The sequence below is a fragment of the Sorangium sp. So ce145 genome (assembly GCF_051525985.1).
Lineage (GTDB): Bacteria > Myxococcota_A > Polyangia > Polyangiales > Polyangiaceae > Sorangium > Sorangium cellulosum_B.
The window spans coordinates 636688-659710 of the sequence record NZ_CP150315.1; the positions used below are offsets into that span (position 1 = coordinate 636688).

The window sequence follows — 23023 nt, forward strand, 5'->3', positions numbered from 1 at the left end:
CACGCCCCGGGTCGTGGCCTATGCATTCGGCATCGAGCTGCCGTACAGCCTGCTTGTCCCGGTCGCTCACCTGCGCCTCCTCGGCGTCGTGGACTCGGCGGTCCAGGCGCGGCTACTCGGGCTGATCGGGCTCATGTACCTCGTCAAGACGGGGGGGCTCATCGCGCTGCTCGTCCACATGCTGCGCCCGATCGAGCGCCTGCGGCAGTACGCCGTGGCCCATCGCCTCCAGAGCGGCGCGGGCGTCGAGGACACGAGCAGCGGCGGCGCGGCGCCCCCGGAGGAGGTCGTCCTCGCCGCGGCGAACGCCGCCTACGACACCCCGCTCGCGTTCGCGACGGTCTGGGCCGTGTCGTGGGGGCTCCTGTACCTGCCGGTCACGATGGCGCTCTACCTCATCGCGCCGGACCAGAGCCCGCTCGGCGTCCAGCGCGGCGTCGCGCTGGCCCTGTTCGCGCTGGCCCTGTTCGCGGCCGCGCTGCCGCTCGCCTACAGCATCCTCGGCCGCCTGCTCGCCCCCGCCGCCGGCGTGATCTCGCTCATCGCGCGCGAGCGCGGCCTCTCCATGCCCGGCAAGGGCTACTCGCTCGCCGTCCGCCTCGTGATCCTCGGCGCCTGCCTCGCCATCGCGCCGACGAGCTGGATGGCGGCGATGGTGCTCGGCGAGACGGCGGGGCCGGCCAAGCCCGGCCTGAAGCTCACCCTGGCGATCTTCTCGATGGTCGCGGTCACCTGGGCGCCCGTCTGCGCGGGCTTCCTCGCCGGCGCCCTCGCGGGCCCGCTCCAGCAGGTCGCCGCGGTCATCCAGAAGATCGTCCAGCGCGGCGAGGTCGACCGGCTGGAGCGGATCCCGGTCTATTTCAAGGACGAGATCGGCGCGCTGGCGGGCGGCGTCAACGCGATGGTCGATCGCCTGGAGGAGTCGTCCCGGCGCACGCGGAGATACCTGGCGGAGCGCGAGCGCCTGCTGCAGGACGCGGCGCAGCGCGCGGCGCAGCTCGGGGCCGTGCTGGACAACCTCGTCGAGGGGGTGTTCGCGTGCGACCGCCAGGGCCGGCTGACGATGATCAACGCCTCGGGGCTCAGGCTGCTCGGCCTCTCGGGCCGCTCGGAGCAGGCCGGCCGGATGGTCGAGGAGGTGATGGACCTCGGCCGGATGCGCCACAGCGACGGCCGCGCCTTCACGCGCGACGAGCTGCCCATGGTGCGGGCGCTCGCCGGCGAGACCATCGTGCAGGAAGAGCAGGTGCTCGCGGACGGCCGCGCGGGCCGCGACGTCTTCCTGCGGACCAGCGCGGCGCCGATCCGCAGCGAGGGCGGGGCGGTCCTCGGCGCGGTCGCGGTCGCCCGCGACGTGACGGAGCTCATGGAGCTCGATCTCGTCAAGGATCAGTTCATCCGGGTCGGCGCGCACGAGCTCAAGACGCCGGTCGCGATCATGAAGGGATACGCGCTCGCGCTCCTGCGCAACTCGAACGATCTGCCGGCGCCGCGCCGCAAGATGCTGGAGGCCATCGACCGGGGCGCGGACAGGATCAACCGCATCGTCGACGACCTCCTGGCCATCTCGCAGGTCACGCTCGACGTGCTCCAGGTCTCCGAGGAGGACGTCGATCTGAAGGAGCTCGTGCAGGAGTCGGTCGATCGCGTCGCGAAGTCGGCGAGCCGTCACCGGGTGCGGCTGTCGCTCGACGCCGAGCGGCCGCCCGTCGTGCGCGCCGATCCGGAGCGGCTGCGCCAGGTGCTCGCGAGCCTCCTCGACAACGCGGTGAAGTACTCGCCCGACGGCGGCGACGTCGACGTGCGCGTCGCCGTCGCCGAGCGCGCGCCGGCGTCGTCGCCGCCGTCCTCCTGCGACGCCGCGCTCTTCTCGCAGCGGCACGGCGCGGCGCCGCGCTTCGAGGCGGTCGTGTCCGTGCGCGACCAGGGCGTCGGCATCCCCGCCCACAGGCAGGAGCGGATCTTCGAGCGCTTCTTCCGCGCGCACACGGACACCCGACACGACTACGGCGGCATGGGGATAGGGCTGTTCCTTGCGAAAGACATGATCACGCGCCACGGCGGCCGTATCTGGTTCGAGAGCGAGGAGGACAGCGGCAGCACGTTTTATTTCACCCTTCCACTCAGCAGCGAGGCCCCCGCGGCCGATCGACGATGAGCGACAGACACGCAAAGACGGTGCTCCTCGTGGAGGACGACGCGGATCTCGTGGCGCTCGTCTCCCTCGTGCTCCAGGAGGACGGCTACCGGGTCAAGATCGCGTGCAACGGTCGCGAGGCGCTGGCCAAGCTGGAGCACGACCTGCCGGATCTCATCCTGCTCGACATGAAGATGCCGGTGATGAACGGCCCGGAGTTCGCGCGCGAGCTCGAGGTCCGGCACGGGCGCCAGGCGCCCATCGTCGTGCTCACCGCCGCGGCGGACGCGCACCGGCGGGCGGCCGAGGTCGGCGCGGACGCGTGGCTCGGCAAGCCGTTCGAGCCGGACGCGCTCCTCTCGACGGTGAGGCGTTACACGGGGTGAGCGCGGAGGAGCTGCCGCCGCTCGGCGAGGTCGCGCCGCACCTCGGCCCAGTACCGCGCGGGGAACCGGCGGTGATCGAAGCCGGTCGCGCGGAACACCCGTGTGATGCGGGCATAACGGCGCAGGCTCCACTCCCTCATGATCTGGAGCGAGGGGTGGAGGCCGCGCGCCTCGATGAACGGCGCCGCCCGCGCGTAGAGCGCTGGCATGACCTCATCGAGCCAGTACCGCATCAGGGCCTGGTATCCGGGCGTGTCGACGCACCGTCCGGAGATCACCTGAGCGCGCGCGACCCCATGGCGCGCGAGCTCCTCCTCGGGCAGGTAGCAGATGCCGCGATCGGCGTCCTCCTGCATGTCCCTCAGGTTGTTGAAGAACTGATCGAGCCGGCCGAACTCCCCGGCAGCGTCCCAGTGCTCCTTCGTCAGGAACGGAACCAGCTGAAAGATATGGCCTGACAGCCGCACCAGCATCGTGTCGTGCTCCTTCAGGGTGCGGATGAGCAGGCTGGGCGCGTGGTAGTCGGCGAGGGCGAGCAAGTAGGCGTCCCAGGCGGCGAGCGAGCGCGGTTGCATCTCGTCCAGGTCGGGACGATCGAGCGCGGGGCGGCGGAGCCACAGCGCGTGGATGGCCGAGAGCTCGCGCGCGAAGGGGCAGCACGGATCGACGAAGCCGCAGGAACGGACGCGCCTCCACGCCACCATGAAGCGGCTGAATCGCCGCGCGTGGGGCTCGATGCGCTCGTTCTCGGCGAGGCGATCGACGATCCGGATCCAGCGGATGCGATCGAGCCACGCCCGCTTCACGTCGGGCGCGAGGCCGAGCACCCACGCGGCGTTGTCCTCGTCCTTCAACGCGTCGTCCGACAGGGCGCGATAGTGCGATGAGCCGACGATCGCCGAGATCGGCTGGTAGGGAGTCCGCTCCGATGCCGGTGCGGCAGCGGGCAGGTAGGGCGGTCGAGAGGAGATGTGTTGAGTAGGTTTCACGATGTCGAGTGCCGCACGTTGAACGTGCTTGTCGCCGGTGTGTCGCCCTGGCTTCGCGCGCGGTCACTGGCGATTATGGACGTGGCTCACCCTGTTTGCTTGGGGCGCCTGCGTCGGTGATGGATGGTGGCTCTCTACCGTGTAGAACTTTCCGATCCTCCGAGAGATGCGCGGTGACGCCCGTTCGCCTTCCTTTATGAGGCCTTATTGTCCCCCAGTCGACGCGGAAATTCGTCGTCCAGGGCACGGGCGCCGGAGATAATGCATGGATTCCCTGTGTGTTTTGCCGGTGTGTTGGGAACACGCCGTCAATGATCGTCGGTGTATACCCTGGGTCGGTACATTGTCCAACGGATAACGTCAGTGAGGGCCTGACGGCTCGGCCCTCTCTCGCTCCGTCTCGGCGGTAGAACACGTGTTCTAGGCACATGGATTATTCCGGAGTTCCTGGCGGATAACCTCTGCGCCCCACGTGAGGGCGGGTGAGCGCCGGGGGCGAGCCTCTCTCTCCGCTGCTCGGTCTGTCTCGGTGAGCGGCGCGGCGGGAACGCTCCGACTCGCGATCGGACGCGATGCTAGACGCGCTCGTGAGAGGGGCGATTCAGCGGTTGTCATCGCGCCGTGCGTGCTGCGGTGAACGGCCCCGATCTGTGGTTGTGAGCACGATCCAAAGCGGTCATCCGCGCCCGGCGCGCCCGAGCGGCGTCCGCTCCAGACAGAGGAGATCGAGCCGCGTCCCCGCGCGTTCATCGTGTTCAGACCTGCAATCGAGAATCTCAGGTTCGAAAGACGTCAGGAGCGTCCTTAAGGTCGACTCCATGGGTCGAGCAAGGTCGGGCCCTGGCCCGTGTCCTGCTGAATGCCAAAGCGGAAGGGCAGAGCGCCCGTGACGGCCTCCCCCCCGCCGTCGAATGGGCGCTCTTTTTTGTGTTCTTCGTCCGGGACGCGAGGCCCTAGCGCTCGCGTAGCCGGGCGACCCGGTCGCGCCAGTACTGGAGATCGAGCGCGGAGAAGACCGCGGCGGCGCGCGCGATCTGGCGCTCGCGCTCCGGATCGCGGCGCGGGAGGTGCCGCGCGAGCTCGAAGCGGGCGCGCGCCTCCTCGACGGGCAAGCCGCGCTGCAGGGCGTCGTCGATCGCCGCGGCCCAGAGCCGCCTCGCGCGCGCGCGGCCGCCGGCGAGCCACGCGGCGAGGCCGCGCAGGCGGAGCGAGGTCGAGCGGCCGAGGGGGAAGATGCGCGCGTACCGGCCGAGCGCGCGGCACGCCTCCGCAGCGAGGTGGGAGAGCTCGCGCCGCTCCGCCGAGCCAGGGGCGTCCTCGAGCAGCGCGAGCAGCACCTCGCACGTCGCGGCATACCCGTACAGGCAGTGGTAGCCCGCCGGCTGTCCCTCGCGGAGCATGGGGAGCGTCCGCTCGGCGGCCGCGCGGGCCTCGCCCCGCGCGCCGCGGAGCAGGTGCCCCAGCGCGACCTGGCCGTGCGTGATCTGCTGCGTGCGGTCGCCGAGCCGCTGCACCTCGGCCGACAGGGCGTCGAAGATGGCGATCGCGCCCTCGCCGTCGCCGAGCAGCAGCCGGCACTGCGCGCGGCCGCTCTCCGCCCAGATGTGGCCCTGCGCGTTGTCGCTCTCGCGCGACGCGATCACCAGCGCGCCGTACAGGTCGAGCGCCTCCCTCCAGCGGCCCTCGGAGTACGCCGCGCCGGCGAGCAGCGTGATGCACTCCTCCTTGCGGCGGCGGTCGTGCAGCGCCTCGGCCAGCCGCTCGGCCTGGGTGAGCAGCGCCCGCGCGTCGCGGCACCGGCCCTCGCCGAGCGCCGTCAGCCCGCGCAGGCACGAGACGAACGCGACGCCTTGCGGATCGTCGAGCGCCGCGGCGACCGCCGTCGCGCGCGCGGCGTACGCGTCGACGACGGCCTTCCACGGGACGTACCCGAACGCGACGCTCAGGGTCGCGTACCCGCGCGCGAGCGCGAGCGACGGGCCGAGCCGCGCCGCGGCGTTGGTCGCCGCCAGCGCGGCCAGGAAGGCGAGCGTCGGCTCGTTGCGGAACAGGTAGGTCTCCGACAGCTTCTCCGCCGCGAGCGACGCCTCGGCGAGGCGCTCGCGCTCGGCCGCGTCGCGCGCGACCGGGGCCGGCAGGCCAGCGACGTGCGCGAGCTGCAGGCCGAGCTGCTTCAGCGAGGCCATCGCCGGGCGCAGCCGCTCCCCGAGGCCCGCGCGGCCGCTCGCCGCGCGCTCCCTCGCGCGGAGCCACGCGGCCTCGTCCCGGGAGAGCAGCTCCAGCGCCGCCGCGCAGTGCCGCTCCGCGCCGAGCAGATCGCCGAGGTTGTAGTGGGCCTGGCCGAGCCGCCGCTCCCAGCGCGCGCGCCGGATCGGCGGCGCGCGCTCCTCCGGCGGGTGCGCGCCGTCGAGGTCGAGTGCCCTCTTGTAAAAATCCACCGCGTCGCCGGAGGCGCCCGTCGCGAGGGCCTGGGCGCCCGCCTTGTCGAGGTACTCCAGCGTCTCCTGGACGGCGCCCGCGATTCCATAGTGGTGGGCGAGGAGCGGGTACGACAGCGCGAGGCCCGGCGCGTCGCGGTGGCGCTGCTCGATTGCGCGCGCGGCGGCGGCGTGCAGGGCCCGCCGCTCTTGCTCGGGGATGCCCGCGTAGGCGATCTCCCGCAGCTTGTCGTGCACGAAGCCGAGCCGCCCCGGCTCCGTCTCCTCGAGCACGTGGCGGCGGGCGAGCTCCGCGAGCGCGTCCATGGCGTCGACCTCGGCGAGGCCCGCGGCGCCGAGCAGCAGGCGCTCCTCGAGCTCGCGGCCCAGCACCGAGGCGAGCCGCGCGAGCGCGAGCGCCTCCCGGCTCAGCCCCGACAGGCGGCGCGCCACGAGCTCGCGCAGCGAGCCCGGCAGCGGCAGCGGTGCGGGCGGCTGGCTCCCGCGCGCGGCGCGGGCGAGCCGCTCCGCGGCGGCGCCCTCGGCGCCCGCGCGGATCCGCCACGCGTAGGCCTCGTCCCGGTAGATCACCCGCTCCTGGATCGCGGCCCGGAGGTACTCGGCGATGAAGAACGGGTTCCCCTCCGACTGCTCGAAGAGGTACTGCACGAACGCCTCCGGCGGCTCGTCCAGGGCGAGCATGTCGCGCACCATCCGCCCGACCGAGCCGCGGTCGAGCCGCCCGAGCTCGAGCCGCGAGGCCCAGGGGGCCCCGAGGAGCGAGGAGAGCGCGGGCGACGTCTCCTCGGTCCGGTACGCGCACAGGAGGACGACGGGGTGGGCCGCGAAGTAGTCGGCGTCGAGGTGCTCGAGGACGGCGCGCGAGTTCTCGTCGGCCCACTGGAGGTCGTCGAGCACGAGCAGGACGGGCCGCGTCGCGGCGAAGGCGGCGAGCGTGTCGGCGAGCGCGGTCCGCAGCCGGTAGCGGGCCGCGTCCGGCGGCAGCTCGGGCGGCTCGGGGTAGCGATCGTGGCCGTGGAGCTGGGCGAGCGACGGCTCGTGCGGCGCGAGGACCCGGCCGCGCGGACCGAGCAGCGCGTCGTAGCCCGCGGGGCCGAGCTCGTTGCACCGGTCGGCCACCGCGAGCAGCAGCGGGCGGAACGGGTGCAGCGGCGCGGCCTTGACCGCGCCCTCGCGCTCGATCTCGGCGGACACGGCCGCGCACGCGCCCGTGACCACGGCCATGCGGTTGAGCGCTGCCTGGTGCGCCGCCTCGACGGCGAGGCGCGTCTTGCCCACGCCGCTCTCGCCGCCGACGACGACGAGGCTGCCCTGGCGCCGCTCGTGGGCGCGCTCGAGCGCCGCGGTGATCTGCTGCAGCGCCTCCTCGCGCCCGGCGAGGCGCGGCCGGTACAGGTACGGCTGCGCATTCGGCACGCGCACGCGCACGCGCGCCGCGCCGCTCCAGTCGCGCGGCGGCGTGTCGGCCGCGCCGAGCTCGGCGAGGGCGGTCGCGACCTCGTCGGCGTAGCCGAGCCGGTCCTCGGGGCGCTTCTTCAGGAGCCGCGCGATGAGGGCGTCGAGCGCGGGAGGCACGTCGGCGACGAGCTCGGAGGCCGGGAGCGGCTCGGCGTAGAGGTGCATGGACAGCACGACGGAGCTCGAGTCGCCGAGGAACGGGACGCCCCCGGTCACGGCCTCGTAGATCATGCAGCCGAGCGCGTAGAGGTCCGCGCGCGCGTCGACGAGGTCGCCGCGGATCTGCTCGGGGGACATGTAGTCGGGGCTGCCCATCAGCCTGCCGCCCGCCTGGAGCACGTCGCGCCCGGTGTGCCCCTCGAACTGGAAAGCGAGGCCGAAGTCGAAGAGCACCGGCGTGCCGTCCGGGCGGATGAACACGTTGTCCGGCTTGAGATCGCGGTGGACGAGGCCCCGGCCGTGGACGTACGCGAGCGGCCGGCAGATCGCGCGAAGGAGCGTCAGCGCCTGGCGGAGCGCGCCGCCCGCCGCGCGGTGGAACGGGCGCGGCGCGAAGGGCTGGTACGAGCGCGGGATGATCGACGCGGGCGCGATCTCCGCCGTCGCGGTGCTGGCCTGCGCGTTCATGGCCGTGGAGACGCTCACGGTCGGCTCGCTGCTCACGCTCCCGCGGGCGCGCCAGCGCTCCTGGTTGTGATCGCGGAGCGTGCGCCCCTCGATGAGCTCCATCGCGTACCACGGGAGCCCGCCCTGGACCCCCTCGTCGAGCACCCGCACGACGCCCGGGTGCTCGACGCCGCGGAGCGCGTGGATCTCGCGGCGGATGCTGGAGACGAGGCTCTCGTCGCCCACGCTGACGGTCTTCAGCGCCGCGAGCGCGCCCGTGACGCTGTGCTGCGCGCGGTAGACGACCCCCATCCCGCCGCGGCCGAGCGGCGCGAGCACCCGCCACGGCCCGATGGACACCGGGACATCCGGGGGGTGCCTGGCCTGTCCCGAGCTCGGCGTCGTGATCATCGAGGGACCGACGCACCCTTGGCCCGGGCCTGGATTCGCCCCAGGTGGTAGGTCAAAAGCGGTTTCCCGACATCCACGCTGGAGCTGAGTACATCCACCCGACGGCGCGCGATGATGTCACGGCGCGGCCGACCGTACAACAGGTCTGTGTGGAGGCCAGCTCATCGCACGAACGCCGCGCGGCGGGGCTGCCGCACCGACAGGCGACTACACATGAGGCGGCGGAGCGTGGCTCGCGCGGCGCTCGGGCGGGGACGTCTCGGTTCCCTCGCGGCGCGCGGACCGCCGGGGATCGCCTGCTTTCCCCGCTTGGTGGATTCGACATCTCCGATGTCGTTGTCCCGTTTCATCGAGCTTCGACCGTGCCGTGCGATCCCATCGTGCACAGCTGAGCTCGCGGTACACGGTTTGCTCCCGGTGCGCTCGCGGCCCGCGCTGGCGGCCGCACTTAGAAAGGGAACCACGAATGAAGCATTCGACTCATCTCGGGGCCTTGTTGACCGTCCTGTCCCTCGCTGCGTGCGGCGGCGAAGGTGCAGATTCCGCCCCGACGGACAGCGCCGTGAGCTCCAAGCAGCTCAGGGATCTGACGGCCGATGACGTCCAATCCGCCTGCGATTCGCTCGCGGCGAGGGTGAAGCTCTCCAAGGAAGATGCCTGTGAGTACCTGGGCCTCGTCGCGTCTCCCGCCGTCGGGCAGCCGTGCGGCACGGTGAAGGACGAGTGCCTCTCCACGGCCGACGAGGCGGCCGCGGAGCAGGACGACCACGCGGCGGATTGCATGCCTCCGACCGAGCACCGCGCCGGCTGCTCCGCCACGGTGGCCGAGTACGAGGTCTGCTTGCTCGCCCAGACGCAGCGGGTCCGGGCGCTCACGTGCGACTCGGCGCTGAGCTCGCTCGAGACGGCTCCTCCGGAGTGTGATGCGGTGGCGCGCAAGTGCCCGCAGATCCTGGACATGGGCGGAGATCAGGGCGCCGAGAGCCCCTGAACACGGCGCCGGGGCGCGGGCGGCCACCGATCATCGGCCACCGATCATCGGCGATCGATCATCGATCATCGCGCTCGACGTGGACGCACGGCTCGCTGCCTGAACGAATCGCCGGTAGGCACGACACGGCCGCTTGGCGGCCGTGAGTGCCATTGTCCTACCTCTGTTTCCCTGGATCTTTTGATTCCTACCGATATTCGTGCTCGTCCGCGCCTTTCAGGGCATCTCGGCGTATGATGGGCTCCGCAGCCGGCGCGCCCGGGGAGGTTCAACCCTCGGCGTCTCGGCTCAGGCGAAGTCGCGGCTCGCGCCGAGGGTTCGCTGGCACAGAGGAGGATTTCATGAAGATCACCAAGGTTTCCGGAGTGCTCGCCCTGCTGCTGATCGCCGCCGCGGCTGCTTGCGGCAAGGGCGAGCAGCCGGCTGAGGCGAACGCGACGGTCGAGGTGACCGCCACCGCCGAGTCGGCGATCGGCGAAGGCGCCTACGTCGAGGAGCACGAGAGCGGCAAGGCCGCCTTCAATGTCGCTGCCGACGGGAACGTCAAGGCCGCGGTCACGGGCCCGGACGGCAAGCCGATCCGCGAGGACGTCAGCGGCACGCTGGTGTGGAAGGACGCTTCCGGAGAGAAGACCGTGCCGCTCACGCTCGACGCGAAGACCGGCCTCCTGGTCGCCGCCGGCCCCAAGCTGGAGGCGGATCTGACCGAGATCGGCTACACGCTCAACGTCGCAGGCAAGCCGTGGAACGGGACGCTGCACGTGCCCGCCGGCGGCACCGCCGAGCTCTTCGCCAACGCCAAGGCGTCGGCGGAGCTCGGGCTGCCGGAGGGCAAGCTCGGCCCGCACGGCGGGCGCATCGAGATCGTGGGCGACGACCGCCTCGAGCTCCTGGTCGACGAGGTGACCGGCGAGGTCCGCGTCTACGTGCTCGACGCCGATCTGAAGCCCATCGACATCGGCGAGCGCAAGATCACGCTCGGCGTGGTGGCCGAGGCGCCGCAGGTGGTCGTCCTCGCTCCGGCGGTCGCGACCGCGGACGTGGCCGCGACCGCGGCGGCGGGGGTGGCGGCGGGGGCGTACCTGACCGGCAAGCTCGCGCTCGCCGCCGATCCGCTGAAGCTGACCATCGCGGTGCGGAACGCGGGTCGCTCGGCCGTGGCCCTGTGCGGCTACCGGGCCGGGGCGGCGTTCGCCGTCCACGCGCGCGCCCCGCGGGTGAAGGTGCGCGTGAAGACGGACTGGGACGCGCACGTCCATGCCCTCGCGCAGGCCGACCTGAAGGCGAAGGCCGACATCGACCCGAAGGTCCACGTCCACGCGGGGGCCGGCGCCGCTGCGAGGGCCAACGCGAAGGCCAACGTGCACGTCAAGGCGCCGAGCGTCCGCGTGACGCCGCCGAGCGTGAACGTGCAGATCAAGGCGCCGAAGATCTCGATCCCCAAGCCGAGCTTCAAGGCGTCGGCGTCGGCCCGCGCGAGCGCGGGCGCGAAGATCGGGGCGCACTGACGCGCCCCGGCGGGAGGGGCGGGCGGCGCGGGCCGCCCGGCGAGCCCTCCCCCGACCCTCCTCCGAGGCGTCGGAGAGCGTGTCGTTGACGCGGAAGACCTCGGCAAAGCGGCCGCGGCGGACCTCTCCGCCCGCGGGCGCGGTGGCGGCTGTGGTGCTCGATCCGGCGTCGAACGCCCCGCTCCACCGGCAGGTTTACGAGGCGGTGCGCGGGGCGATCGTCGCCGGGCGGCTGCGGTCCGGGAGCAAGCTGCCGTCGACCCGGGCGCTCGCGGCGCACCTCAGCCTGTCGCGCAACACGGTGCTCGGCGCGTACGCGCAGCTCCTCTCGGAGGGGTACCTGCGCGGCCGGATCGGCTCCGGGACGTACGTCGCCGACGCGCCGCCGGAGCGCGTCCTGCTCGCCCGGCCGAGCTCGGAGCCGCAGCCAGCGCCCTCGCTGGATGGCGCTTCCCTCTCGCGGCGCGGCGCGCTCGTGGCGGGTGCGGCGTCGCCGTTCCTGCGCGCCACCGCGCCGCGCGGTCCTTCGGGCTGGGCGTTCCAGGTGGGCGTGCCCGCGTTCGACGCCTTCCCCGCCGCCGCCTGGGGCCGGCTGATGAGCCGGCGCTGGGACCGCTCGTGGCAGGCGCTCCTGACGCGCTGCGAGCCGCAGGGGTACGCGCCGCTGCGCCGGGCGATCACCGACTACCTCGTCACCGCGAGGGGCGTGCGGTGCACGCCGGACGAGGTCATCGTGGTCAGCGGCGCCCAGCAGGCGATCTCGCTCGCTGCCGAGGTGCTGCTCGATCCCGGCGATCCGGTCTGGGTCGAGGATCCGGGCTACACCGCGGCGCGCAGCGCCCTGATCGCGGCCGGGGCGACGCCGGTGCCGGTCCCGGTGGACAGGGAGGGGCTCGACGTGGCGACGGCCGTCCGGCGATCGCGCTCGGCGCGGCTCGCCGTCGTGACGCCGGCGCACCAGTTCCCGCTGGGCGTGACGATGAGCCTCGAGCGCCGACGCGCGCTCCTCGACTGGGCGAGGTCGTCGAGCGGCTGGGTTTTCGAGGACGACTACGACAGCGAGTTCCGCTACGCGGGCCGGCCGCTCGCCGCCCTTCAGGGCCTGTCGCCGGGCGCGCGGGTGATCTACGCGGGGACATTCAGCAAGGTGCTCTCGCCGTCGCTGCGGCTCGGCTACCTCGTGGTGCCGGAGGGGCTGGTCGACGCGTTCGTCGCGGCCAAGGCGCTGGCCGATGTGTCGTCGCCCTCGCTGGAGCAGGCGGTCCTGGCCGATTTTATGATCGAGGGCCACTTCGCGCGCCACGTGCGCCGCATGCGCGTGCTGTACGAGCGGCGCCAGGCCGCGCTGGTCGCGGCGGCGGAGCGAGAGCTGTCGGGGCTGCTCGAGGTCGCCCCGGCGCCCGCCGGCATGCACCTCCTCGGCTGGCTGCCTACCGGGCGCGCGGACGGCGCTGCGGCCGAGCGCGCGGCGGCGAGCGGCGTGCGGTGCGTCGCGCTGTCCGAGCTTCGCGCGCGCTCCGCCGGACGGGGAGCCCTGCTGCTCGGCTACGCGGCTTTGCCCGAGGACGAGATCGCCGAGGGCGTCCGGCGGCTGAAGGCCGCGCTGCGCCAGCGCTGAGCGCCCCGCACGTGGATCCAGCCGATCGGGACGAAGTGGATCTCGCGCTCGCCCGGCGCGCTGCCTAGAAAGTGCGTCCTAGCTCTACTGCGGGAAGTTGCCCCGGATCAGCAGAAAAACCGCCAAGGCGCCGAGGCCGCCAAGAGAAGAGGGGGAGGGCCGTCCCGGCATTCCCTCTTATTTCCCTGGTTTCTTGGCGGCCTCGGCACCTTGGCGGTTCGCTACTCAGGGCGACCTCCCGCGGTCGTGCTAGGTGCCCGCGCGCGGGGTGGCCGGCGCGCGGGCGAAGCGAAACCACGGAGGATGGACCCATGCAGTCACGCATGAATTACGAGAGCGTCGCCCCCGAGGCGTATCAAGCGATGCTCGGGCTGAGCTCCTACGTCAAGCGCTGCGGGCTGGAGAAGACGCTGATCTCCCTCGTGTTTCTCCGCGCCTCGCAGATCAACGGCTGCGCTTACTGCATCGATCTGCACTGGAAGGAAGCGCGGGCCGCAGGTGAGGACGAGCGGCGGCTCTACATGCTGAGCGCGTGGCGCGAAGCGCCCTGTTACAGCGAGCGCGAGCGGGCCGCCCTCGAGTGGGTCGAGGCGGTGACGCTCGTCGCGGCAGAGCACGTGCCCGATCGCGTCTATGACGCCGTACGCCAGCACTTCTCGGAGCGGGAGATCATGGATCTCACCTGGGCCGTGGTGACGATCAACGCCTGGAACCGCGTGGTGCTCGCCACCCGGGCCGTGCCTGGCTCCCACAGGTCGGCGAAGCGGGAGCAGGCGTGAGCCGGCGCGCGGCCGCGGGCTCCGTTCGAGCGGCCTGCGCGCCGTCGTCATTCAGAGCCGGCGGCGGATGACAATCTCCCTGTTCCGAACCGGAAGTACCTCGATCGCATGAGCCTGAGAGAGAAGCAGTGATGTTTGCTCACCCGGGGAGCGCGCGGTAATCGATCTTCCCCGTCGAGGTCCGCGGCAGCTCGTCCATCGCGACGATCTTCTCAGGGACCATGTACGGGGGCAGCCGCTCCGCAAGGTACAGCCTGAGCGAGCGGTCGTCCGCGTCCCCTGCGAGGGCGACGAAGCCGCGCAGCGTCTTGCCGAGCCGCGCGTCCTCCACGGCGATCACCGCGGCCTGGCGCACCGCGGGGTGCGACGCCAGCGCGGCCTCGACCTCGCCCGGCTCGACCCGGTAGCCCCGGATCTTCACCATCCGGTCGATGCGGCCGCGGAAGTAGAAGAGCCCGTCGGCCTTGCGCTCCACCCGGTCGCGGGTCCGGTACGGGCCGCCGTCCACGGTCGTCGGCCCCGAGACCACGAGCTCGCCCGTCCCGGGGCCCTCGATGACCCGGCCGCTCTCGTCGTCCGCGTCCAGCGCGAGCAGCGCGCAGGCGGCGTAGGGGCACGCGACGCCGATCGGGACCTCGCTCGCCCCGTCGAGCGCCGCGCGGTCGACCCGGTGGAACGTGCAGACGTTCGTCTCGGTCGGGCCGTACAGGTTGTAAAGCGCCGCGCCGGGCACCCGCGCCGCGAGCGCCGCGAGCTCGCGCGGCGGGAAGACCTCGCCGGCGAAGAGGATGGTGCGCACGGGGGGCGAGAGCGCGAAAGCCGGCGCCGGCGCGCCCGCGTCCGCCGCGGGGAGCGCCGCGACGAGCTTCATGAACATCGAGGGCACGCCGTAGATGACCGTCGGCGCGAGCGCGCTCACCGCGTCGCGGAGCGCGCGGCCCGAGGCGAGGTCGCGCCGCGACATCGTGGCGAGCGTCGCGCCCGCGCGGAACGTCGCGAGGTGGTCGAACCAGGCGAGATCGAAGACGAGCTCGGCCACACGGAGGACCCGATCCGCCGGCGTGAGCCCGACGAGGTCGATGCAGAAGGCCGTGAACGCGTCGAGCCCGGCCCACGTGATGGGGACCGGCTTCGGCTCGCCCGTGCTGCCCGAGGTGTGCAGGATGCACGCGACGTCCTGCGCGCGGTCGTCGCAGACGCCGCCGTCGCCGCCCGCGTCGGCGCGCGCCGCCCCGCGCAGCGCGCGCCCCTCGGCGTCGAGCTCCACGCGCGGCAAGCCGCCGCCGAGCTCGGCGTCCATGCCGTCCGCGAGGCCCGCGGCCGCGGCGTCGAGCACGAGCGCCCGGCACCCCCGGGCCCGCGCGATCCGCCCGAGCCGCGCCGGCGGCGCGGTCGCGTCGAGGGGGACCGCCACGGCGCCGGCCGTGAGCACCCCGGCCAGCGCCACCGGCTCGTCGTGCGCCCGGCCCAGCGAGAGCAGCGCCACCCGGTCGCCCGGGCGCACGCCCGCCCCGCCGAGCGCCGCGCCCACGGCCGCCGCGCGCGCCGCGAGCTCGGCGTAGGTCACCGCGGCGCCGCGCGACGCGAGCGCGACGGCGTCGCCGCGCGCGGCCAGGTCCTCGGCGCGCAGGCGGAACGTGCCGGCCACGCGCTCCCCGCTAGCCCTGCGCGGCCGCGATGCGGCCGGCGACGAAGCGCGCCATGCTGTCCACGGTCGACACCGCGTCGAGGTCCACCTCCTCGTCCGGGATCTTCACGCCGAAGCGCTGCTCGATGAACACGAGCACCCGCGTCAGCGACATCGAGTCGAAGCCGGACCCGCCGGCGAACAGATCCTCGTCCAGGGCGAGCGGCGCCTTGCGCAGCAGGATCTCCTTCGCGATATGGTCGTGCAGCGCGCGCCGCACCGTGTCGAGATCGTAGGTCACCGCAATCGTCCCTTTCCAGCCGGAGCTTCGGCGCTCAGCCGATGGCCGGCGTCGCCTTGCGGGCAAGATAGTCGATGAGGTCGATCTTGGACACGACGCCGAGCACCGTCTCCTTGTCGACGACGAGCGCGATCTTCGCGTCGCTCAGGACGCCCTTCAGGAGCTCGACCTTCGTCGCGGGCGTCACGGTCGCATAGTCGCTCTCGACGAGCCCGCCGATGCTCGAGTCGAGCGTGCCGCTCCCCGTCACGAGGTGCCGGAGCAGGTCGATCTCGTGGACCATCCCGCGCAGCTTGCCGTCCTGGGTCACCGGGAGCTGGCTTATCCCGTGCGATTTCATCATGTCGATGACCTCGCGGACCCGGGCGTTCGCGTCGGCGGTGACCACCGCCCCGCTGGGCTTGACGGCGAGCAGGTCGCGCACCGTCCCGAGGCCCTTGTCCTCCTCGAGGAAGCCGTTCTCTCGCATCCAGTCGTCATTGAAGATCTTCGAGATGTACTTGGACGCGCCGTCGGGCAAAAGGACGAGGATGTTCTCCTTCTTCCCGCTCTGCCGCGCATACTTGATCGCGCCGGCCACCGCCGCGCCCCCGGAGCCGCCCACGAAGAGGCCCTCGAGCCGCACGAGGTCCCGCGTCATGAGGAAGCACTCCTTGTCGTCGACCCGGATGATGTCGTCGATGATCTTGAGGTTCATCGTGCTCGGGAAGAAATCCTCGCCGATCCCCTCGACCTTGTAGGCAAACGGCTTCGTGATCCGCTGGGTCTTCACGTAATCGTAATAGAGCGAGCCGACCGGGTCGACGCCGACCATCTTGATCTCCGGCTTCCTCTCCTTGAGGAACTTGCCAATGCCGCTCAGGGTGCCCCCTGTCCCCATGCCGGCGACGAAGACGTCGAGCTCGTCGCCGCACTGCGCCCAGATCTCGGGGCCGGTGGACCTGACGTGGGCCTCGGGGTTCGACGGGTTGTGGTACTGGTTCGCGTAGAAGCAGTTCGGCGTCTCGTCGGCGATGCGCTTGGCCACCTGGTAGTAGCTGCGCGGGTCGTCGGGCTCGACGGCGGTGGGACAGACCACGACGCGGGCGCCATAGGCGCGCAGCGTCGCGATCTTCTCCTGCGACATCTTGTCCGGCATGACGAAGACGCACTTGTATCCCCGGATGGCCGCGACCATGGCGAGCGCGGCGCCCGTGTTGCCGCTGGTCGCCTCGACGATCGTCCCGCCCGGCTTGAGCCCGTTCGCCTCGGCGTCGCGGATCATGTTCAGCGCGACCCGATCCTTGTGGCTGCCGCCCGGGTTCAGGTACTCGCACTTCACATAGATGTCGCTCTCGAGCCCCTCGGTGACCCGGTTCAGCTTGACGATCGGCGTGTCGCCGACGGCCTTCGTGATATCGCTGCGCGCGCCTCGCATCATGGGGAGACCTCTTAGCCGCCGCGCGCCGCAGCGACAAGGGGAGCACGCGAGAGGCAGGCTCGCCGAGGCGCTGGCGAGAGCGCGCGCCAGCCGTGACGGCCGTGGCGGCTGGGCCCGGCCGCCGGTCATCCTTGCTGTCCTTCCGGAAGGAACGACAAATAAAACTGTGTTTACGATGGTGCCATATCGCCCCTGTCCGACACGTTATCGTCACGGGTTCAAAGGCCCTGACGGTGGCGAGCCAGAGCTCTCCTGCGCGAGCCGGGGCGCGGCGCTGGCGCGCTGACGCGCTGACGTCAACGCCACGCGGCGCCGCTTCGCGCGCCGGGGCGAGCGGACCGGCGGGCGATCTCGCGCCGCGCTCCCTGTGGTAGACTGGCGAAATGGCGTCCGAGCCGAAGATTCACCCGAGCGCCGAGACGGCGCTCCTCAAGGTCCGCTCCAAGGAGATCGCGTTCAGCCGCTTCCGCGTGCAGGTGACCGCCGGCCCGGACGCCGGGGCGTCCCAGACGTCGGACGCGACGGAGTTCGTGATCGGCACGGCGCCCGGCAACCAGCTCATCCTCACCGACCGGGCCGTGTCGCGGCACCATTGCGTGATCTCGGTCACCCCGCGGGGGTTCTTTCTCCGCGATCTCGGCAGCAAGAACGGCACGACCCTCTCCGGCTTCCGCGTCGAGGCGGCCTATCTCCTGCCGGGCGCCTTGCTCGGGGTCGGGCAGTCCACGCTCCGCTTCGAGCCGCTGGCCGAGGAGATCCGCGAGCCGCTCGGCGACGAGGAGCGGTACGGCCGGGTGCTCGGGCAGAGCGCCGCGATGCGCCGCATCTTCGGGGCGCTGCCGCGGATCGCCGCGTCGGACTCGACGGTGCTGATCGAGGGGGAGACGGGCACGGGCAAGGGCCTGCTCGCCGAGGCGATCCACGAGAGCAGCCCGCGCGCCGGGGGGCCGTTCGTCGTGATCGACTGCGGATCCATCCCGCCGACGCTCATCGAGGCCGAGCTCTTCGGGCACGCGAAGGGGGCGTTCACGGGCGCGCAGGCGGCGCGCGCCGGCGCCTTCGAGGCGGCGCGGGGCGGCACCGTGCTGCTCGACGAGATGGGCGAGCTCCCGCTCGACATGCAGCCGAAGCTCCTGCGCGTGCTCGAGGAGCGGCAGATCCGGCGCATCGGCACGATCGAGCCGACCAAGCTCGATATCCGGGTCATCGCGACGACCAACCGCGATCTCCGCCAGGAGGTGAACCGCGGAAACTTCCGGTCGGATCTCTACTACCGGCTCAACATCGTCCGCCTCCGCGTCCCCGCGCTGCGCGAGCGCCCCGACGACATCGCGCTGCTCACCGCGCATTTCTACCGGCAACTCGCGCAGGGGCAGGACCAGAGTCCCCCGGGCGAGCTGCTGGAGGCGTTCATGCGCCAGGACTGGCCGGGCAACGTCCGCGAGCTCCGCGGCGCCGTGGAGCGCGCGGTGCTGATGATCGATCCCGCGCTGTTCCGCGAGGCCGTGATGGGCTCCGAGGGGGCGGACAGCGGCGCTCCGGCGCTCCCGGCGCCCCGGGACGACGAGCTCAGCCTGTCGTTCCGCGAGGCGAAGGAGCGCGCCGTGGCGCGCTGGGAGCGCACCTTCCTCACGGCGCTCGTGCGCGCGAACGGCGGCAATCTCTCGCGCGCGGCCCGCGCGGCGCGGATGGACCGCAGCCACCTGCGCGAGCTCCTCCAGCGGCACGGCGTCTCGGCCACGGAGGCGTGACGCCGGGCCCGCGGGCCAGCGCCGGAGACGGCCGCGCGCGCGCGTCTGGTGAGCGGTGATCGGGCAGGGCGGCGCCGGATGCGGCCCGCCGGACCTCCGGCGGGCGGCGCCAGGGCGCGCCCTCTCGCTGGTTACTGATTGGCCTTCTGCCGGTTCTCTCCCTTGAGCTCCTTGGCCTTCCCTTCGGCGGCCATCTGCTCGTCGTCGACCAGCTTGCCGACTCGGTTCTTGATCGCGCCGGCGGCCTCCTCGAGCGTGCCCTTCGCGCGCTCCTCCGCCTTGGCCTCCTCCTTCTGTGCCTTTCCCCGGAGCTCCTTGGCGCGGCCCTCCGCTTCCATCTGCTCGTCGCCGAGCAGCTGGCCGAGGCCCTTCTTGATCTTGCCGCCCAGCTCTTCGGCGGCCCCTTCATTGCGATCGCTTGTGTTGCTCATTGTTTCCTCCTCGTGGCGTGGCTTCCGCAGAGCCTCTCTGCGGCGCGCCGCCGCCGTCGACCTCGCATTGGCAATGCTCCGGATGTAGCAACCGGTGCGCCATCGCATGGCAAACGGTCTTTTCGAGGACGCGGAAGGGGGATTGGGGCAGGCTACCTCGCCCGCGCTCCGTCTCTCGGCTCGTCTGAGGCAATACGCCACGCGGCGGCCAAGCAAGCAGTCCCACGATCCGACCGGACGGTCCCCGCTCTCCTGGAGGCGCACCGCGCTGCGGTCGGATTTCGCGGTGATCGCGGCGATGCGAGCGCTCTGTCCGCGGCGTTCAGCTCGGCTGGGCGTCTGTGGAGAGCCGGGACTCCAGGGCATGGCGCGGCGTTTGCTGAACAGCCTGCATAGCAACGAGGAGCGCTTCGCTCCTTGTCTGGGAGGTTCACCATGTCGTTCATTCTCTTTCTCCTGTTTGGCCTCGTCGTCGGTGCTCTGGCGCGCCTCATCGTCCCTGGACGTGAGCCCGGCGGGTGGGTCGTCTCGATGATCATCGGCGTTGTCGGCTCCTTCATCGGCGGGCTGCTCGGCCGCATGTTGTTCATGTACCGTGAGGGTGAGCCGGCCGGCTTCTTCATGTCGCTCATCGGCGCCATCCTGCTGACCGCCGGCTATCAGGCGATCGCGCGGCGCCGTACGGCGGTATGAGCGGGCGGAGCGATCCTCTCTTGAGGCGCCACGCCCGATACCGGCCCACGGCGCTGCATGAAGGAGCTCTCGATCCGCCGCCCCGATCTGTAACGTTCGGGAGCACCTCGGCCGAGGGCAGGAGGCGCGGAGGAGGCGCCGCGGTCCGTGAGCGCGATCTCGGCTCAGACGGCGCGGCGCGCTCCCCTCCCGCTCGGCAGGCCGGAGGGGCCCTGCTCGTCGCACGGCCCATCCCCCAGGGTCGTACGACCAGCACGGCCTTCCGCGGCCTGTCGCGCTCAGTCCGGCGCCGGCGCCGCGTTTCCGCCGGCGTCGCGCCCGCTCGCCGGGTAACGCTTGACGCCGCAGGACGCTTTGGGCTTGCTAGCGGGCTCCGCGCTTTTGCCCAAGGTCCTGGCCATGTCGTTCTCGATCCTGCCCCCGCCGATCACGCCCCTCGCCGCGATCCTGCCGTCCGAGCCGCTGCTGCTCATGGGCGCCGGTCCGGTGCCCATCCCGCAGGCGGTGGCCCAGGCGAACGGGGTCATCATCAATCACCTCGGCCCCACCATGGACCGCGTCATCCAGAACGTGAAGTACATGGCGGCCTATGCGTTCCAGACGCGCAGCGACAAGATCCTCGGCATCGCCGGGCCCGCGTCCGCGGCGATGGAGATGGCCGTGGCGAACCTGTGCTGGCCAGGGCGCAAGGTCCTTTGCCTGAAGGTGGGGACGTTCAGCGGGCGCCTCGGCGAGATGGCGCTCGGCGTGGGCGCCGACGTCACCTTCCTCGAGGGGCCGCCCGGGCGGCCCGTGTCGCTCGCGGACGTGCGGGAGGCGCTGAAGAAGCAGCGCTACGACGTGGTCACGATGGCGCACGGCGAGACGTCCTGCGGCGTCCGCATGGTCGAGATGCCGGAGATCTGCAAGCTCGCGAAGACGCAGGGCGCCCTCACGATCGTCGACGCGGTGGTCACGCTCACGGCCATGCCGGTGCACATGGACGAGTGGGGCATCGACGTCGGCATCGTCGGCGGGCAGAAGGCGCTGTCGTCGATCCCGGGCGTCTCGGCCTGCGCGTTCTCGCAGGACGCGTGGAAGGTCGTCGAGGAGCGCCCGCTGCCGCGCCCGCACTGGTGCTACGACGCGACGCGCGCGCAGCGGTTCTGGGGTTACCAGCAGTACCACTACACGGCGCCGGTGCCCGGTGTGCTCGCGCTGCACGAGGCGCTGCGCCTGGTCTGCGAGGAGACACTCGAGCGGCGGTTCCGTCGCCACGAGATGAGCTCTCTGGCCATGCAGGCGGGCCTCGAGGCCATGGGGCTCGAGCTGTTCGCGTCGAAGGACGTGCGCCTCAACAGCGTGCTCGCCATCAAGCTGCCGTCCGGCGTCGATAGCGCGCGGATCCGCGAGTACATGACCAAGGCCTTCCGCGTCGAGATCTCGGGCGCCTTCGGCCTCAACATCGTGCGTGTGGGCCAGATGGGCGAGCAGTGCCGCTCGCACAACCTGTTCAAGACGCTCTACGCGATGGGCATGAGCTTCCAGCGAGAGGGCGTGAAGCTCGACGTCGCCAAGGGAATGGCCGCGCTCGAGCAGGGTCTGGCGGGCGATCGCGATTACTTCGTGGACTAGCCCCGCTCGGCGGCGGCGGCGCGGCCCGGGACGGCCGGCGCTCCGCGTCGCTTCGCGGCGGCGAGGGCCTGCTCGCGGCGCTTGCTGGCGTCGATCCGGCTCCGGTGCGCGTCGAGCAGGTCGCTGCGCGTCAGGATGCCGAGCACCTTGCGGGGAGCCTGCCGGGACACGACGGGGAGCCTGCCTACCCCCTCGGTGACCATGTGATCGGCGGCTTCGCGCAGGGAGCTGTCCTCGAACACCACGGCGGGTGGCCGCCGGATCAGGTGGCGGATCGGGATGGTGCTCGCCTGCTCGTCGAGCACGTCGCGCTGGGTGACCACGCCGATGAGCTCCCCATGGGCGTCCACGACCGGGAAGCCCTGGTGGCGGGAGCCCTTCCCCTGTGACAGCAGAAACGCGCGGGCCGCCTCGACCGTATCGTCGGCGGCGAGCGTCACGGCGGGGCGCGAGGCGGCCTCGCCGGCGGTGATCTGCGCCAGGTGATCGGCCGCGTACTCGCCCGGCACACGCGCGCCGCGGCGGGCGATCTTCTCCGTCATGATGGAGTGCCGCATCAGCAGGCTGGAGACGAGGAAGGCCGCGCTGCAGCCGCCGAGCAGCGGCAGCAGCCCCATCGGCTGCCGGGTCGTCTCGAACGCGAAGACGACGGACGCGAGGAGCGCCCGGGACGCGCCCGCGAAGATCGCCGCCATCCCGACGAGCCCGGCGACGCGCGCGTCCACGCCGAGCTCGGGGAGGAGCGCGCTCGCGGCCAGGCCGAGGATCGCGCCGAGCGCGCCGCCGACGGTGAAGAGCGGCGCGAGCGTCCCGCCCGAGGTGCCGCTGCCGAGCGCGATCGACCAGGAGATGAACTTCAGCAGCGCGAGCGACACGAGGGCGGCGAGCGCCAGGCGGCCGCTCAGGATGTCGTCGATGTTGCTGTACCCGACCCCGAGCGTCCTCGGCGCGAAGTAGCCAACGACGCCGATCGCGACGGCGCCGATGGCCGGCCACCACATCCAGTGGAGGGGCAGGCGCTCGAACGCCTCCTCGATCGCGTAGATCGCGCGGGTCGCGCCCATCGCCGCGAGGCCGAGCGCCGCGCCGAGCACGATGTAGAAGGCGAGCGCGGGGCCTGTCGACGGCGCCACGGCGGGCATCTCGAACGCGGGCGCGGTGTGGCCTGCGCAGAGGCGCGCCGCGGTCGCCGTGGTCGCGGCGAGGGCGACGGGGATCACGGAGCGCGGGCGGTACTCGAAGAGGAGGAGCTCGATCGCGAGCAGCACGGCCGCCACGGGGCTGCCGAAGGTCGCCGACATGCCCGCCGCCGCGCCCGCGGCGAGCAGCGTCTTGCGCTCGTCCGCGGTGATCCGGAGCAGCTGCCCGACCAGCGAGCCGAACGCGCCGCCCGTCGCGATGATGGGGCCCTCCGCGCCGAACGGCCCGCCGGTGCCGATGGCGATCGCCGCGGAGAGCGGCTTGAGCAGCGTCATCCGCGGCGGGATGCGGCTCTCGTTGAACAGCACCTGCTCCATCGCCTCCGGGATGCCGTGGCCGCGGATCGCCTGGGAACCGTAGCGCGCCATCACGCCGACGATGAGCGCGCCGACGATCGGCACCACGAGAACGAGGAGGCCCAGCTGGTGATCGGCAGGCGACGCGGGGGCGGCGGAAAGCCGGCCGAAGAACGCGAGGTTCGTGATGACGGCGATGAGCGTGGTGAGCAGCTCCGCCGCGAGGAAGGCCACGCCGCCGAGCGCGATCGCGAGGCCGCTGACGAGGACGACCCGCCGGTCGACGGCGGCGCTGGGCGCGGGGACGCGGAGGTCCTCGAGGGTCGGGCCCATCGAGGGGGCGACCGGGATGCTCTCGGTGACTGTTGG

At 72.2% G+C, this 23023-nt stretch carries 16 protein-coding genes; 9 read left to right on the forward strand and 7 right to left on the reverse strand.

Going from position 1 to position 23023, the window contains the following annotated elements; genetic code table 11:
• The first annotated feature begins 13 nt into the window (after positions 1–13).
• On the forward strand, positions 14–2158 hold the full coding sequence (locus WMF34_RS02355) for a HAMP domain-containing sensor histidine kinase (RefSeq protein WP_437992277.1): 2145 nt from the start codon (positions 14–16) through the stop codon (positions 2156–2158).
• A complete protein-coding gene (locus tag WMF34_RS02360) occupies positions 2155–2523 on the forward strand; it encodes a response regulator (RefSeq protein WP_012233064.1) in 369 nt (122 codons plus the stop codon). The genes WMF34_RS02355 and WMF34_RS02360 overlap by 4 nt, the downstream gene beginning before the upstream one ends.
• Here the strand turns inward: WMF34_RS02360 and WMF34_RS02365 are convergent.
• A complete protein-coding gene (locus tag WMF34_RS02365) occupies positions 2511–3512 on the reverse strand; it encodes a squalene/phytoene synthase family protein (protein ID WP_012233065.1) in 1002 nt (333 codons plus the stop codon). The two genes, WMF34_RS02360 and WMF34_RS02365, sit on opposite strands and share 13 nt — an antisense overlap.
• Before the next feature lie 953 nt (positions 3513–4465).
• The gene (locus tag WMF34_RS02370) at positions 4466–8425 is read right to left on the reverse strand and encodes a serine/threonine-protein kinase (protein WP_437992278.1); all 3960 of its coding nucleotides are present in this window, start codon (positions 8423–8425) and stop codon (positions 4466–4468) included.
• A gap of 562 nt (positions 8426–8987) precedes the next feature.
• On the opposite strand from WMF34_RS02370, the gene WMF34_RS02375 reads away from it, so the two are divergent.
• From WMF34_RS02375 to WMF34_RS02390, 4 genes are all read left to right on the forward strand, one after another.
• Positions 8988–9416: a hypothetical protein gene (locus WMF34_RS02375; RefSeq protein WP_437992279.1), complete on the forward strand. Its 429-nt coding sequence runs from the start codon at positions 8988–8990 to the stop codon at positions 9414–9416.
• Between the two features lie 341 nt (positions 9417–9757).
• Positions 9758–10924, forward strand: coding sequence for a hypothetical protein (locus tag WMF34_RS02380; RefSeq protein ID WP_437992280.1), 1167 nt, complete (start codon positions 9758–9760; stop codon positions 10922–10924).
• A gap of 79 nt (positions 10925–11003) precedes the next feature.
• Entirely contained in the window at positions 11004–12542 is a 1539-nt protein-coding gene (locus WMF34_RS02385; protein ID WP_437992281.1) for a PLP-dependent aminotransferase family protein, read from the forward strand.
• A 311-nt stretch (positions 12543–12853) separates the two neighbouring features.
• Entirely contained in the window at positions 12854–13321 is a 468-nt protein-coding gene (locus WMF34_RS02390) for a carboxymuconolactone decarboxylase family protein (RefSeq protein WP_012233070.1), read from the forward strand.
• Positions 13322–13460: 139 nt separating this feature from the next.
• On the opposite strand, the gene WMF34_RS02395 is transcribed toward WMF34_RS02390, so the two are convergent.
• From WMF34_RS02395 to WMF34_RS02405, 3 genes are read right to left on the reverse strand one after another with little or no spacing between them, the layout of a single operon-like run.
• On the reverse strand, positions 13461–14969 hold the full coding sequence (locus tag WMF34_RS02395) for an AMP-binding protein (protein WP_437992282.1): 1509 nt from the start codon (positions 14967–14969) through the stop codon (positions 13461–13463).
• A gap of 10 nt (positions 14970–14979) precedes the next feature.
• A complete protein-coding gene (locus tag WMF34_RS02400) occupies positions 14980–15249 on the reverse strand; it encodes an acyl carrier protein (RefSeq protein WP_012233072.1) in 270 nt (89 codons plus the stop codon).
• Between the two features lie 34 nt (positions 15250–15283).
• Positions 15284–16669, reverse strand: coding sequence for a cystathionine beta-synthase (locus WMF34_RS02405; protein WP_012233073.1), 1386 nt, complete (start codon positions 16667–16669; stop codon positions 15284–15286).
• 383 nt (positions 16670–17052) lie between these two features.
• On the opposite strand from WMF34_RS02405, the gene WMF34_RS02410 reads away from it, so the two are divergent.
• Positions 17053–18420, forward strand: a complete 1368-nt coding sequence (locus tag WMF34_RS02410) for a sigma 54-interacting transcriptional regulator (protein ID WP_437992283.1) — start codon at positions 17053–17055, stop codon at positions 18418–18420.
• 131 nt (positions 18421–18551) lie between these two features.
• Here WMF34_RS02410 and WMF34_RS02415 read toward each other — a convergent pair whose 3' ends face one another.
• Positions 18552–18851 (reverse strand): CsbD family protein, encoded by a 300-nt coding sequence (locus tag WMF34_RS02415; protein ID WP_012233075.1) that lies wholly within the window; start codon positions 18849–18851, stop codon positions 18552–18554.
• A 435-nt stretch (positions 18852–19286) separates the two neighbouring features.
• Between WMF34_RS02415 and WMF34_RS02420 the strand changes: the two genes are divergently transcribed.
• Entirely contained in the window at positions 19287–19544 is a 258-nt protein-coding gene (locus WMF34_RS02420) for a GlsB/YeaQ/YmgE family stress response membrane protein (RefSeq protein ID WP_044963752.1), read from the forward strand.
• A 399-nt stretch (positions 19545–19943) separates the two neighbouring features.
• Positions 19944–21158 (forward strand): pyridoxal-phosphate-dependent aminotransferase family protein, encoded by a 1215-nt coding sequence (locus WMF34_RS02425; RefSeq protein ID WP_437992284.1) that lies wholly within the window; start codon positions 19944–19946, stop codon positions 21156–21158.
• On the opposite strand, the gene WMF34_RS02430 is transcribed toward WMF34_RS02425, so the two are convergent.
• On the reverse strand, positions 21155–22987 hold the full coding sequence (locus WMF34_RS02430; RefSeq protein WP_012233078.1) for a chloride channel protein: 1833 nt from the start codon (positions 22985–22987) through the stop codon (positions 21155–21157). The genes WMF34_RS02425 and WMF34_RS02430 overlap by 4 nt on opposite strands.
• Positions 22988–23023 lie beyond the last annotated feature (36 nt).

What these genes read in the sequence shown, in the direction of transcription:
- WMF34_RS02405 (WP_012233073.1), bottom strand. Translation starts at nt 16,669, where the DNA reads ATGATGCGAGGCGCGCGCAGCGATATCACGAAGGCCGTCGGCGACACG.
- WMF34_RS02430 (WP_012233078.1), bottom strand. Translation starts at nt 22,987, where the DNA reads ATGGGCCCGACCCTCGAGGACCTCCGCGTCCCCGCGCCCAGCGCCGCC.
- WMF34_RS02380 (WP_437992280.1), top strand. Translation starts at nt 9,758, where the DNA reads ATGAAGATCACCAAGGTTTCCGGAGTGCTCGCCCTGCTGCTGATCGCC.
- WMF34_RS02425 (WP_437992284.1), top strand. Translation starts at nt 19,944, where the DNA reads ATGTCGTTCTCGATCCTGCCCCCGCCGATCACGCCCCTCGCCGCGATC.
- WMF34_RS02360 (WP_012233064.1), top strand. Translation starts at nt 2,155, where the DNA reads ATGAGCGACAGACACGCAAAGACGGTGCTCCTCGTGGAGGACGACGCG.
- WMF34_RS02410 (WP_437992283.1), top strand. Translation starts at nt 17,053, where the DNA reads ATGGCGTCCGAGCCGAAGATTCACCCGAGCGCCGAGACGGCGCTCCTC.
- WMF34_RS02370 (WP_437992278.1), bottom strand. Translation starts at nt 8,425, where the DNA reads ATGATCACGACGCCGAGCTCGGGACAGGCCAGGCACCCCCCGGATGTC.
- WMF34_RS02420 (WP_044963752.1), top strand. Translation starts at nt 19,287, where the DNA reads ATGTCGTTCATTCTCTTTCTCCTGTTTGGCCTCGTCGTCGGTGCTCTG.
- WMF34_RS02390 (WP_012233070.1), top strand. Translation starts at nt 12,854, where the DNA reads ATGCAGTCACGCATGAATTACGAGAGCGTCGCCCCCGAGGCGTATCAA.
- WMF34_RS02415 (WP_012233075.1), bottom strand. Translation starts at nt 18,851, where the DNA reads ATGAGCAACACAAGCGATCGCAATGAAGGGGCCGCCGAAGAGCTGGGC.